14 protein-coding genes are annotated in these 12,579 nt (G+C 65.3%); 8 read left to right on the forward strand and 6 right to left on the reverse strand.

Going from position 1 to position 12,579, the window contains the following annotated elements:
• Positions 1–6 precede the first annotated feature (6 nt).
• Positions 7–507, reverse strand: a complete 501-nt coding sequence (locus MF609_RS17540) for a hypothetical protein (RefSeq protein ID WP_242417434.1) — start codon at positions 505–507, stop codon at positions 7–9.
• A 144-nt stretch (positions 508–651) separates the two neighbouring features.
• Here MF609_RS17540 and eno point away from each other — a divergent pair, with 144 nt between their 5' ends.
• Positions 652–1,926, forward strand: a complete 1,275-nt coding sequence (gene eno, locus MF609_RS17545) for a phosphopyruvate hydratase (protein WP_242417435.1) — start codon at positions 652–654, stop codon at positions 1,924–1,926.
• A gap of 70 nt (positions 1,927–1,996) precedes the next feature.
• Here eno and MF609_RS17550 read toward each other — a convergent pair whose 3' ends face one another.
• Positions 1,997–2,701 carry a hypothetical protein gene (locus MF609_RS17550; RefSeq protein WP_242417436.1) on the reverse strand — a complete coding sequence of 235 codons (705 nt, stop codon included), beginning with the start codon at positions 2,699–2,701 and terminating at the stop codon, positions 1,997–1,999.
• A gap of 174 nt (positions 2,702–2,875) precedes the next feature.
• Between MF609_RS17550 and MF609_RS17555 the strand changes: the two genes are divergently transcribed.
• Entirely contained in the window at positions 2,876–4,192 is a 1,317-nt protein-coding gene (locus MF609_RS17555) for a hypothetical protein (protein ID WP_242417437.1), read from the forward strand.
• On the opposite strand, the gene MF609_RS17560 is transcribed toward MF609_RS17555, so the two are convergent.
• On the reverse strand, positions 4,184–4,552 hold the full coding sequence (locus tag MF609_RS17560; RefSeq protein WP_242417438.1) for a tRNA-binding protein: 369 nt from the start codon (positions 4,550–4,552) through the stop codon (positions 4,184–4,186). The two genes, MF609_RS17555 and MF609_RS17560, sit on opposite strands and share 9 nt — an antisense overlap.
• A gap of 90 nt (positions 4,553–4,642) precedes the next feature.
• Here MF609_RS17560 and MF609_RS17565 point away from each other — a divergent pair, with 90 nt between their 5' ends.
• The 3 genes from MF609_RS17565 (at position 4,643) to MF609_RS17575 (ending at position 7,563) form a co-directional block, all read left to right on the forward strand.
• Positions 4,643–4,972: an FtsB family cell division protein gene (locus MF609_RS17565; protein WP_336945056.1), complete on the forward strand. Its 330-nt coding sequence runs from the start codon at positions 4,643–4,645 to the stop codon at positions 4,970–4,972.
• A 100-nt stretch (positions 4,973–5,072) separates the two neighbouring features.
• A complete protein-coding gene (gene pdhA, locus MF609_RS17570) occupies positions 5,073–6,122 on the forward strand; it encodes a pyruvate dehydrogenase (acetyl-transferring) E1 component subunit alpha (protein WP_419723119.1) in 1,050 nt (349 codons plus the stop codon).
• A 1-nt stretch (position 6,123) separates the two neighbouring features.
• Positions 6,124–7,563 carry a pyruvate dehydrogenase complex E1 component subunit beta gene (locus MF609_RS17575; RefSeq protein WP_242417440.1) on the forward strand — a complete coding sequence of 480 codons (1,440 nt, stop codon included), beginning with the start codon at positions 6,124–6,126 and terminating at the stop codon, positions 7,561–7,563.
• Between the two features lie 45 nt (positions 7,564–7,608).
• On the opposite strand, the gene MF609_RS17580 is transcribed toward MF609_RS17575, so the two are convergent.
• The 3 genes from MF609_RS17580 to MF609_RS17590 are packed head-to-tail and all read right to left on the reverse strand — an operon-like array spanning position 7,609 to position 10,846.
• Positions 7,609–8,298, reverse strand: a complete 690-nt coding sequence (locus tag MF609_RS17580; protein ID WP_242417441.1) for a TadE/TadG family type IV pilus assembly protein — start codon at positions 8,296–8,298, stop codon at positions 7,609–7,611.
• Positions 8,289–8,873 (reverse strand): TadE/TadG family type IV pilus assembly protein, encoded by a 585-nt coding sequence (locus tag MF609_RS17585; RefSeq protein WP_242417442.1) that lies wholly within the window; start codon positions 8,871–8,873, stop codon positions 8,289–8,291. Before MF609_RS17585 ends, MF609_RS17580 begins: the two co-directional genes overlap by 10 nt.
• Positions 8,870–10,846: a pilus assembly protein gene (locus MF609_RS17590; RefSeq protein ID WP_242417443.1), complete on the reverse strand. Its 1,977-nt coding sequence runs from the start codon at positions 10,844–10,846 to the stop codon at positions 8,870–8,872. Before MF609_RS17590 ends, MF609_RS17585 begins: the two co-directional genes overlap by 4 nt.
• Before the next feature lie 110 nt (positions 10,847–10,956).
• On the opposite strand from MF609_RS17590, the gene MF609_RS17595 reads away from it, so the two are divergent.
• Genes MF609_RS17595 through MF609_RS17605 form a run of 3 tightly spaced genes read left to right on the forward strand, consistent with a single transcriptional unit; the run spans position 10,957 to position 12,579 of the window.
• A complete protein-coding gene (locus MF609_RS17595; protein ID WP_242417444.1) occupies positions 10,957–11,595 on the forward strand; it encodes a squalene/phytoene synthase family protein in 639 nt (212 codons plus the stop codon).
• 41 nt (positions 11,596–11,636) lie between these two features.
• Complete coding sequence (locus MF609_RS17600; protein ID WP_242417445.1) at positions 11,637–12,104, forward strand: EF-hand domain-containing protein; 468 nt, start codon at positions 11,637–11,639, stop codon at positions 12,102–12,104.
• Between the two features lie 31 nt (positions 12,105–12,135).
• A complete protein-coding gene (locus MF609_RS17605) occupies positions 12,136–12,579 on the forward strand; it encodes a MerR family transcriptional regulator (RefSeq protein WP_242417446.1) in 444 nt (147 codons plus the stop codon).

Genomic DNA, 12,579 nt, shown 5'->3' on the forward strand with positions numbered 1-12,579 from the left:
TCGGGCTCAGCCCTTGGTCGACGGGGTAGTGTCGGTATCGACCCCGGCCTTGACGATGCGCGCCAGCACGAAGCCGAGCGCCGCAGCGGTGCCGATGGCGATCGCCGGGCTCTTGCGCACGAAGTCGCTGGCGTCGGCGAGCAGGTCCTCGACCTCCTTGCCCCGAAGGCCGTCCGAGAAGCCCGAAATCGCCTTCGCCGCCGAACGGGCGTATTGGCCGTACTGTTCGCCGAGCTTTTCATCGACGGTGCCGGCCGCGTCTTCCATCAGCTTCGAGAACTCGTCGAGCGCGCCGGTGGCGCGTGCCTTGCCCTCATCGGCGAGGCCGCGTGCCTTTTCGGTGGCCTTCGCCGACAGCTTCGACGCTTCGTCCTTCAGCGTCTGCTTCGCACCGCCAGCCGTCCCGGCCGTCGGGCTGGTGCCGGTTTCGGGCGGGAAGTCGGTGTCGAGGACGACGTTGCCGCCGGTGGTGGTCGGCGAGGTACCGGTCCGATTGAAGTCGGTCATAACGAATCCTTTCGTCGTTTCGGTAGGAAAACCATGTGGCGGTGCGGCGGTTCCGTGTCGCGTAGAGGATTTGCGGGCGGCGGAACGAATGGATAGAGGGGCCGCGACCAAGCCGTTTCGCGCGACAATAGAAGGAGTCATTACGTGACCGCAATCATCCAGGTGCATGGCCGCCAGATCCTCGACAGCCGCGGCAACCCGACCGTCGAGGTCGATGTGCTGCTGGAGGACGGCAGCTTCGGCCGCGCCGCGGTCCCGTCGGGTGCGTCGACCGGCGCGCACGAAGCCGTCGAAAAGCGCGATGGCGACAAGAGCGTCTATCTGGGCAAGGGCGTGCTGGCCGCAGTCGACGCGGTGAATGGCGACATCGCCGAAGCGGTGCTGGGCATGGATGCCGAGGACCAGAGCGACATCGACGAAGCGATGATCCAGCTGGATGGCACCGACAACAAGGGCCGCCTGGGGGCGAACGCGATCCTCGGCGTCAGCCTGGCGGTGGCGAAGGCGGCGGCGGATGCGCGCGGCCTGCCGCTGTATCGCTATGTCGGCGGTGTGTCGGCGCATCTGTTGCCGGTGCCGATGATGAACATCATCAATGGCGGCGAACATGCCGACAACCCGATCGATTTCCAGGAATTCATGGTGATGCCGGTCGGTGCCGACAGCATCGCCGAAGCGGTCCGTTGCGGTTCGGAAATCTTCCACACGCTGAAGAAGGGTCTGTCGGAGAAGGGCCTGTCGACCTCGGTCGGTGACGAGGGCGGCTTTGCACCAGCGCTCAACAGCACGATCGATGCGCTCGACTTCATCATGCAGAGCATCGAGCGGGCCGGGTACAAGCCGGGCGAGGACGTGATGCTCGCGCTCGATTGCGCGGCGACCGAATTCTTCAAGGGCGGCCGGTACGAAATGGTCGGCGAAGGCAAGTCGCTTAGCCCGCACGAAATGGCCGACTATCTGGCGGACCTCGCGGCGCGCTATCCGATCCTGTCGATCGAGGACGGCATGTCGGAAGATGATTTCGAAGGCTGGAAGGCGCTGACCGACAAGATCGGCGACAAGGTCCAGCTGGTCGGCGACGATCTGTTCGTCACCAACCCGAAGCGTCTGGCGATGGGCCTCGAACAGGGCCTCGCCAACTCGCTGCTGGTCAAGGTCAACCAGATCGGCACGCTGAGCGAGACGCTGGAGGCGGTGAACCTCGCGCATCGCAACCGCTATACCGCCGTCATGTCGCACCGTTCGGGCGAAACCGAGGATTCGACGATCGCCGACCTCGCGGTCGCGACCAACTGCGGCCAGATCAAGACCGGCTCGCTGGCGCGGTCGGACCGGCTTGCCAAGTACAACCAGCTGATCCGTATCGAGGAAGAGCTGGCCGGTGCGGCGCGCTATGCGGGGCGTTCGATCCTGCGCTGATCGGGTCCGTCGATCTGGCGGAAGGGCGGGGGCCGGTTCGAGGGAACCTGTCCCCGCCTTTCGTTCCGGCTCAGTCGGTGTCGCCGGGGTCCCAGAACAGGCCGAGCGTCACCATCGCCGCAAGCGCGGCCCGGCGCTGTGCAGGGTCGCGGGGGACGACCAGCCGGCGGGTGCCGGTACCATTGGTTTCGATCGCGCCGACGACCCGGCCGTCCTGTGCGGTCAGGACATAGCCGATCGGGTCGGCGAGAGCGGCGCGACCGCCGGTCATGCGATGGCGCGACTCCAGCGACAGGGTGGCGTCGCCGAGCGTGACGTCGCCCAGACGCGGTTCGGCTGCGGTCGGCCGCAGCGGGTCGATCGCCGCGAGGTCCATGCCGCCCGCATCGCGCCCGTCGAAGCGATAGGCACAGGCGAGACGCAGCGGGCGTAGCGGCGTGCTGATGCTGAGAACGCCGCTGCGTTGCTGTCCCTCGACCCGGCCATAGCGGCAACGGCCCTCGATCCGGCCGCCGACCTCCGCCCCGGCAAGATCGAAGGCGAGCGTGCCGGTACGCTCGAGCGCCGCTTCGGTGACGACGCCCCACGGGTCGTCGCTCCATTCACGCGTCGCTCCTTTGGCCCGGCGCCGTACATGGCCCTGCGCGCTGCCCAGGCGAAAGCTGCCGTCCTGCCAGCCGGGAATGCCGGTCAGGTCGATTCGTTCGCCCGTCGGCGCGATGGTTTCGAACCCGTCCATCGTCGCCAGCGTGCATCCGCCAAGCAGCAACGTCATGGCGATCATCCTGATTTTCACGGCGGCCTTCCCCTTGTTTCTCAAACGCAATGATCGGTGTGTCGACTTGGCTACAGGCTGAACGACGGATGGTTAACCGGTTCGTAGCGATGGCAGCGATAATCGGGCCGGGTGATGCTTGATCCCGCCAGTCCATTCCGCCCGGCCGTGTCGATGCGTGGATATGGCCGCGCGGCGGCAGAAGCGGCGGCAATCGGGATCGCGGCCGCGCTCGCGGTCTTCGCGCTGTTTTACTGGCTCGCCGCCGCGAGCCTGCACATCGACCGCGCCGCGCTGGCGCGGCCGGTAACAGCCGCCTTCGCCAACGGCGCGCTGGACCCCGCAGCCAGCTGGCAGCACGGCAATACCGAGATCGGGTCGCATCAGTATAATGACTGCCTGATCCTGTTTCAGGCGATGGACGACCGCGCACCCGCCCGGCTCCGCGCGGTCAGCCCGCTGTCGGTGCCGATCGAAACGGACAATAGCTGCGCGGCACTGCAAGCATTCGCGGCCGGACAGGTGGCGCCGCCGACGCGCTTCTATCACCAGTATCTCCACGGCCACACGACTCTGGCGCGCTGGCTGGTGCCACAGCTCGGCGTGGCGGGGCTGCGCGGGCTGTACAAGCTGCTGGCCAGCCTGCTGCTGCTGGCGGGGATCGGCTACGCCCTGCTGGGGCTTGCCCGCGGGCCGCGCGTTGGCGAGGCCGGGGCGTGGCTGGCGATCTTCGTGGTGTTCGCCCGCTGGTACGGGCTGGAGTCGTTCGGGCAATCGCTGGGGCACGGGCCGGCGGACCTGATAATCCTGACCTTCCCGCTGTTTCTGGCACGAGGTTCGGCAAGCCGGCCGCTCGGGGCAGGCGCAGTGATGATCGGAGCCGCGTTGTTCGGCGCACTGACCATGGCGTTCGAATTCCTGACCGGCGGGCTGCCGCTCGGTCTGGCGTTAATATTGGGCGCGGTCCCACTCGCCTTGTCGGGTGGTGGAGGGCAGGGCCGGGCATTGCTGGGCGCCGTGGTGGCGTTCGTCGTCGCGGCCGGGGCAACGATGGCGGCAAAGCTCCTGATGGTAGTCGCCCTGTTTCCCGCAGGCGCGTTGGCGGCGATCGAGCATCAGTTGCTGTTCCGGGTCGGGCTGGAACAGGCGGCGCGGCGGGAGACGGCCGTCGGCGGGCGGGAGTTCGTCACCCATTTATGGGCCGGGCTGGAGGGGCTGGCGTCCGGGATGCACCTGCTGGTGCTCGGGTCGCTGCTGATCGCGCTGGTCGCGGGCGGATGGGGCTATCGCCGGTTGCGGGCGGCGGGGCCGGCTGAACGGTTCCGGGCGAGCGCCCTTGCCGGATCGCTGCTGGTCCCGCCGCTGTGGCTGGTGCTGTTCTGGCAGCATAGCGCCGAACATGCGTGGTTCATGGACCGTATCCTGACCTGGGATATTGCGGGCGGCATGGCACTGTTCGCGCTCGCGCTGCGGCAACCGGCGTCAGAATAGCCGCCCGCCATCGGGCACGCGATGGTCCGGCGCGAACAGCACGACCGCGCCGGCCTCGTCCGGGAAGCCGAGCGTCAGCACCTCGGACACGAACTTGCCGATCTGACGCGGCGGGAAATTGACGACGGCCGCGACCTGTCGCCCGACCAGGGTGGCGATGTCGTAATGCTCGGTGATCTGGGCGCTTGATCGCTTGTGACCGAGGACCGGCCCGAAATCGATCAGCAGCTTGATCGCGGGCTTGCGCGCTTCCGGATAGGGTTCGGCCGACAGGATCGTGCCGACGCGGATGTCGACCTTAAGGAACGTGTCGAAATCGGTCGGGTCGGTCAGCTGCGTCGGATCGTGGAGAAGGTGCATATCGGCTCCGATCGGCGTTACATACGGCTTGCGTGGCAATCGGCTATACACGACATACGCGCGATGCCGCGATCCTCTCCCCTTCGCCAGATGCTCAAGCGTGCCGGCTGGCCGGCGCTGGTGATTCTCGTGATGGGGTTCTTCGCCTATCACGCGGTGCTGGGGCCGAACGGGGTGCTGGCGTACCGCGATTACCAGCGCAAGCTGACCGTGCGAAAGGCGCAATATGCGTGCCTGGAAAAGGTGCGTGCCGACCTGCGTAACCGGGTCGAACTGCTCGACCCGCGCCACGCCGATCCCGACATGGTCGACGAACTGGTCCGGCGAAAGCTGAACGTCGCGCACCCCGACGAATTCATCGTGCCGATCGCGGGCGAGGCGGCGGCGCGCACCCGGTGCGGAATCCGGCTGGACGACTGATTCCGCAGCGGAAGCTGTCCCGGCTCGGTTGCGCGGGCCGGGAAATCACGCCATAGGCGGCGCTCCTAAACCATCCTTTCAGGAACGAGGCATCCGAACCGTGGCAAAAGCACCGGCGCAAGGCCGCACCAGCGAACCCGTCATTCCCAATCGCGAACGGCCGGGGGAGCCAAAGCGGTACGAAGCGTCGAAAGAAGAGCTGCTTTCCTTCTACAAGGAAATGCTGCTGATCCGCCGTTTCGAAGAGAAGGCGGGGCAGTTGTATGGCCTCGGCCTGATCGGTGGCTTCTGCCACCTGTATATCGGCCAGGAAGCGGTCGCGGTCGGCCTGCAGTCGGCGCTCGAATCCGGCAAGGATTCGGTCATCACCGGCTATCGCGACCATGGCCACATGCTGGCCTATGGCATCGATCCCAAGGTCATCATGGCCGAGCTGACCGGACGCGAGGCCGGCATCAGCCGCGGCAAGGGCGGGTCGATGCACATGTTCTCGACCGAGCATAAATTCTATGGCGGCCACGGCATCGTCGGTGCGCAGGTGTCGCTGGGCGCGGGCCTCGCGTTCGGGCACAAGTACAGCAACGATGGCGGCGTCTGCATGGCCTATTTCGGCGATGGCGCCGCGAACCAGGGCCAGGTGTACGAATCGTTCAACATGGCCGAGCTGTGGAAGCTCCCGATCATCTTCGTGATCGAGAACAACCAGTACGCCATGGGCACCAGCGTCAATCGCGCTTCGGCCGAAGACCAGCTGTACAAGCGCGGCGAAAGCTTCCGCATCCCGGGCATCCAGGTCGACGGCATGGACGTGCTGGCGTGCCGTGGGGCGGCCGAGGAAGCGCTGGCATGGGTGCGCGCGGGCAAGGGGCCGATCATCCTCGAGATGAAGACCTATCGCTATCGCGGCCATTCGATGTCCGATCCGGCCAAGTATCGCAGCCGCGACGAAGTGCAGGCGATGCGCGACAATTCGGACCCGATCGAGGGGCTGAAGCGCGAACTGAACGCCGCCGGCGTGCAGGAAGACGAGCTGAAGGCGATCGAGGCCGAAATCCGCAAGGTGGTGAATGCCGCCGCCGACTTCGCCGAGAGCGCGCCGGAACCGGACGCCAAGGAACTGTACACCGACGTACTGGTGGAGACCTACTGAGATGCCGATCGAACTGAAGATGCCGGCGCTGTCGCCCACGATGGAAGAAGGCACGCTGGCCAAGTGGCTCGTCAAGGAAGGCGACACGGTCAAGTCGGGCGACATCATGGCCGAGATCGAGACCGACAAGGCGACGATGGAATTCGAAGCCGTGGACGAGGGCACGATCGCCCAGATCCTGGTCGCCGAGGGTACCGATAACGTGAAGGTCGGCGCGGTCATCGCGATCCTCGCCGCCGAGGGCGAAGACGTCGATGCCGCCAAGTCGGCGCAGCCGACCGAGGCGCGCGCCGGCGATGCCGCCGCCGCGACGCCGAAGGCCGACGCGAAGAACGACGACAAGGCCCCGCCGGCCCCGGAAGGCACGTCGCAGCAGCACGCCGAAACCGGCGCGCGCCAGCTGTTCGATGCCGCCGACCAGGAAGGCGATGCCGATCCGGAAATCCCGGCCGGCACCGAAATGGTCAAGACCACGGTCCGCGACGCACTGCGCGATGCGATGGCCGAGGAAATGCGCGCCGACGACCGCGTGTTCGTGATGGGCGAGGAAGTCGCCGAATATCAGGGCGCGTACAAGGTCACGCAGGGGCTGCTGGCCGAGTTCGGCGACCGCCGCGTCATCGACACGCCGATCACCGAATATGGCTTTGCCGGCATCGGCACCGGGGCCGCGATGGGCGGTCTGCGTCCGGTCATCGAATTCATGACGTTCAACTTCGCCATGCAGGCGATCGACCACATCATCAATTCGGCGGCCAAGACCAACTACATGTCCGGCGGCCAGATGCGCTGCCCGATCGTGTTCCGCGGTCCCAACGGGGCGGCGAGCCGCGTCGGTGCGCAGCATTCGCAGAACTACGGCCCGTGGTATGCCAGCGTTCCCGGCCTGATCGTGATCGCGCCCTATGACGCGGCCGATGCGAAGGGCTTGCTGAAGGCGGCGATCCGCTCGACCGATCCGGTCGTCTTCCTCGAAAACGAACTGATGTACGGTCGCTCGTTCGACGTGCCGAAGCTCGACGATTTCGTCCTGCCGATTGGCAAGGCGCGGATCATGAAGCCGGGCAAGGACGTGACGATCGTCAGCTATTCGATCGGCGTGGGCCTCGCGCTAGAAGCCGCCGAGAAGCTGGCCGAAGAGGGCATCGACGCGGAAGTGATCGACCTGCGCACGCTGCGCCCGCTCGACACCAAGACCGTGCTGAAGTCGCTGAAGAAGACCAACCGCCTGGTCGTGGTCGAGGAAGGTTGGCCGACCTGTTCGATCGCGTCGGAAATTGCCGCGGTGGTGATGGAAGAGGGCTTCGACGATCTCGACGCGCCGGTGTTGCGCGTCACCAACGAAGACGTGCCGCTGCCCTATGCCGCCAATCTCGAAAAGCTGGCGCTCATCACCAGCGACAAGGTGGTCGCAGCGGTGAAGAAGGTGACCTACAAGTAAGCGGGAGCCGCCGCGGACCGGATTGTCCGGTTCGCGGCGGCGCCATTACAGGCTGTAGCGATCGCAGGTCAGCGGCTGGCCCACGCTCGGCGACGGATTGGTGATACCGGTCGCCAATTCCCGATTGTCGCGCACCACGAACGACGCGGTCTGGTGCAGCCGCCGCTCTCCCATGAAATAGCGCGAGATCAGCGGCTGATAGTCGTAGTTGATCTCGACGAAGATCACCGCCGCATTGGGTGGCGCGATGACCTTGGTCCCGCCGATGCCCATGCCGGTGAAGCTGCTGCCGCTCGTTCCACCGTCACCGGCGCGGCCATAGCTTGAATCATAGCCCACGCCTGATTTCATCCCGACGCAACGTTGCCAGTGAATCCACTGGGAACCGTTCTTGGTCTCAAGGCTGGAAATGGTGATGCGGCCGTTGGTGGTAAGCGACAGGTTCTTGGCCTGCTGTCGCAAGCCTTCGATGACCTCACCGATATCGGCTTCGCGCAATTGCTGCGTCGCGATGGTGGTGTCGACGCCGACACGCGAGATATTGTCGGCCAGCGCGAGCGTCGTCTGGCTGAGCCGCAACTGGGTGATGCCGAAGTTGCACAGTTCGACCGCATACAGGCCGATCGGCAGCACGACCGGCAGCGCCAGAGCGAATTCGAGCATCGCCACGCCGCGCCGTTCGCGCAGGAGACGGCCGAGGCGGGACCGGGTCGGAGCGGGGGAGGTCAGTCGCATATCGTCTCCGGCGCATCGACGCCTTGCAGGCCATAGGGCTGGTTCTTGAGCGCGGTGGTTGACGAGATTTCCTGCGTCGGCGGCAGGCCCAGCAGGCCCGATAGCGGAAACAGCCGGGGATAGGTGATCCGCATGGTGTAGACGGTGACGTCGTTCGCGCCGCCCTGTCCGTCATTGCCGGGGTCGGTGTCCCAGCGCTTGTTGCCGTTGATGTCGGAAAAGCATTCGCCGGGATCATAGCGGTTGTTGTGGTTCGCATCGTCGAACGTTTCGGGCGCAATGCTGGCAAATCCGCGATAGAATTTGCGGCTGCTCTCCCACGTCAGGTTATTCGCCACCGGGCGCATCTGGGCAACGACGGTCGCGTCCATCTTGGCCAGGGTATCGGCCTTGCTGTTTCCCTCCAGCGTGCCGCGCCGCGCCGCCTGTTGCACCGCACCGGTCAGGATCGCCTGAACATAGGAGCGGTAGCACAGGTCGAACAGGCCCATCAGCAGCAGCAGCAGGACAGGCGCGATCAGGGCGAATTCGACCAACGTCGCCCCGCGCCGGTCGCCAAGGACGCGCCGGATCATTTCGATACCCGCAGCTTGGCGATCTGTGCTGCGATGTTGCTGAACGCGGTGTTGAGCTGCGCGGTATTGGCCGCCTGGAACGCACGTCCGTTGGCCGCGCATTGTTCGAGCATCGGCGTTAGCGTCGTGCCGAAGGCGATGACCCAGACGGTGATGTTCTTGCGGCGCGCGACATCGCACAATGCAGTTAATCGATTTGCGACGATCGTGTTCTGCTGTGCATCGGTGGGCATTCCGTTGGTGCGACGCTGATCGAGTGCGGACAGGCCGTACGCGTCATAGATTTGGCGCCCGGTATCCGTCTGACCGTCGGTCATGAAGATCAGGTGACGCGAAATCTGGCTGCCGTTCGGCGCAGAGGCATTCTCACTGGCGAAGAGGCCGGTCGGCGACAACAAGCGCAGACCCCAGAGGAAACCGATGTCGTGATACGTACCGCCACCGACCGTCAGCGTGTTCACATAGGTCTCCAGCTGGCTGCGGGTGGGCATCTGCAACTTCTGGGCGGGGCTGGGGCAATAGGCGAGACGGTTACCGTTGACGTTATAGTCGGCAATATTTTGGTAGTTCGACGTCGTCCTGACCGATTGGGTCTGCCAATTGTCGATGTTATAGCGGGCGTACACGACGGCGGGTAGCCACGGCTTCCACTGCGTTGCCGGATCGGACGTCGGGATCATGTCGACATCAAGATCATAGGCTGCGGTGGGAATGGTGGGATAGGTGTCCTGTTTGACGGTCTGGCGTTCCTCTATGCACGCGGATGATGCATTCCACGAAACATTACGAAACGTATGGTTGTTTCCGACCTGTACGCTGATCGTGCCCCCGCTTACCGTCGACCCACTGCCCTTCAGTGCCCGGACGTCATACCTGACTGGCTGATAGCTCCAGAAATAGTTGGTAGTGGTTGTGGTGGTCGTCTTGCCCTTGTTCGGGTTCGGCTTGCGGTAATCGGTTCGCGTCTGAGTCGTGTTGCTGAACCAGTCCTCGGTAATCGTACAAATCCCGTTCGCCAGTGAGGCGTAGAACTTGCTGCCGGTAATCCTCCATCGACTGAACTGTGACTGACGACCGTCCGCCGGTCCGGTCCAGTTGCTATATTCGATCGGCGTCTCTTGATAGGTGTTATTGGGCGCGGCACACGTTTCGGCCGGGGCGCTCGATTTGCGGCGACCGGTGTCTCCACTTTCCTTGGTCCAGCCGGACCAGCCATCCCACACATACGGGTTGTTGTCGGTCGACGTCCAACTGGAAGTGGTAGTCCCGTCCGGAATCCGCGACTGGTACGTCCATTCATCAGCCACCCATTCGGGCTTGAGCAACATGCCGACATTGACGTTGGACGAATAGGGCACGGCGCCATAGCGGACCTCCGTACCCGGCTTCTTCGCGGCTTCCACCGTGTCGTAGAAATTGACGACCGCGTTGCGCAGGCCGGTGATCTTGTTCGCGCTGTCGCCCGGATTGGTGTCGGCCATCGACCCGGTGGTGTCGAGGACGAACATGATGTCGAGGTTCGGGATTTCCAGCTTCGCCTCGCACGTCACCGCGATGTTGACCGGCGCGAAGCCGGCCATCTTCATCAGCGTCATAGGCACGGTCGCGCTCGCGGTGCCCGCGACCTGATTTTCGGGCGTCCGGACCGGCACGAAGGACGGGGATTGCGATCCCATCATCCCGGCCTTGAAGTTGTTTGCGAAGAAGGCCCGTGCCTGTTGCTGCGCATTGGCGTTGAAATCGGTGCCGTTCATGAACTTGCGGCCGGCCAGCACGCCGGCGTCGCATGCCTGTTGCAGGCGGACCTTCACATAATAGACGCGCGCCGTGTCGATCGCCGATCCGGCGATGCCGACCAGCGGCACCAGCGCGATCGCCATCATCGCCAGCGTATTGCCGCGGCGATCGCGTGCCAGCCGGCCGAGGATGCCCCCGGTCCGTACCTTTTCCTGCTCGCCTGCCGATCCGCTCATGCCCCGCCCAGTCCAATCACCAAGGCGCAGGAGTCGCACCCTGCGCATATCACAGGGTTTCATGCCCGATCGGGGTTGACGGAAGTTTAAGACGCGGGCTGAACGCCGCAATGCACCATGATCCCGAACGCGATCTCGCCCTGGCCTATGCCCCCGATGACGGCCGCCGTGCCGCCTTGTCCGCGTTGCTGGCACTCGACGCGGCGCTGGGCGATGTCGTGCGGTCGACGACGCAGCCGGCGCTGGGGCAGATTCGGCTGGCATGGTGGCGCGAACAGCTGGCGAAGCTGGACGATGCGCCACCGCCGGCGATGCCGGTGCTGGAGGCACTTGCCGCGCACGTTCTGCCGCGGGGCGTGGGCGGTGTGGCATTGTCGGGGATCGTCGATGGTTGGGACGTGCTGATCGAGGAAGAGACCTTGAAGGATGGCGCGCTCGACCGTTTTGCGAGCCTGCGGGGCGGGCGGCTGTTCGCACTGGCGGCTGGGGTGCTGGGCGGTGATGTGGCGAAGACGACCCGGCTGGGGCAGGGATGGGCGCTGTTCGACCTTGCCCGACACCAGAGCGACCCGCAGATTGCCGCCCGCGCGGATACGCTGGCGGCGAAGGCGCTGTCCGGCCCGTTGGCCGGGGTGGCGCGGTCCCTGGGAATGTTGGCGCTGTCCGCCCGGCTGGAACTGGCCGGGGTGCCGCAGGGCGGGCCGAAGCGCGCGGCGCGACTGATGTGGTTCGGGCTTGCCGGTCGGTAAGCGCTGCAGTGTAACGGCACCAAGCAAGGGGGGAGCGGGCGATGTGGCGATTCTTGGCAGGAGTGGGTTCGGCACTGGCGCTGGTCGCGGCGGGACTGTTCCTGTTTCGCAGCGATGCGGCAACCGAGAAGCTGCCGCCCGCGCCGCGCATGGCGGCGGCGGGATCTCTCGAATCGGAACCTGCCTTGCCCGACGATCCGCCCGCAGCGACCCCGCGGACGCGCGAGCAGAAGCGCTTTGACCGCTATGACAAGGATCGCGACGGTCGCATCACGCGCGACGAATATCTCGCGTCACGGCGGAAAGCCTATGCGAAGCTCGACGCCAATGGCGACGGACGGCTGAGCTTCGATGAATGGGCGTCCAAGACCACGACCAAGTTCGCGACCGCCGACAAGGGGCGGGATGGCGCATTGGACGCTGCCGAGTTCGCGACGACGGCGGTAAAGCGCAAGGCGGCGCGGCGGGTGAACTGCCCGCCACCGGCAGCCGCTGCCGAAGAAGGTTGACGTTCACGTCAACGTAAATTAGCGTCAGGGCATGGAAGCATCCCATGCCCTGCGTGTCGAGTCGACCGAAGCGGACCGCTTTTCGATCACCGACCTGTGCAACGAATTCGGCGTCACCGCGCGGGCGCTGCGCTTCTATGAGGATGAAGGGCTGATCGCGCCCGAGCGGCGGGGGCTTGCCCGTATCTATTCGCAGCGCGATCGTGCGCGGCTGGCGTGGATCCTGCGCGGCAAGCGCGTCGGGTTCAGCCTCGCCGAAATTCGCGAGATGATCGACCTGTACGATATCGGCGACGGCCGCGTCGTGCAGCGACAGGTGACGGTCCAGAAATGCCGCGACCGGATCGCCCTGCTGGAAAACCAGCGGCGCGATATCGACGCCGCCATCGCCGAACTCAGCGACTTCGTGACCACCATCAAAGCGCTCCCCCTACAGGCCGCCCCGTCAGAGGGCGCATCCCCGGAGAAGGATTGA

This window comes from Sphingomonas panni (assembly GCF_022664435.1).
GTDB classification, from domain to species: domain Bacteria; phylum Pseudomonadota; class Alphaproteobacteria; order Sphingomonadales; family Sphingomonadaceae; genus Sphingomonas; species Sphingomonas panni.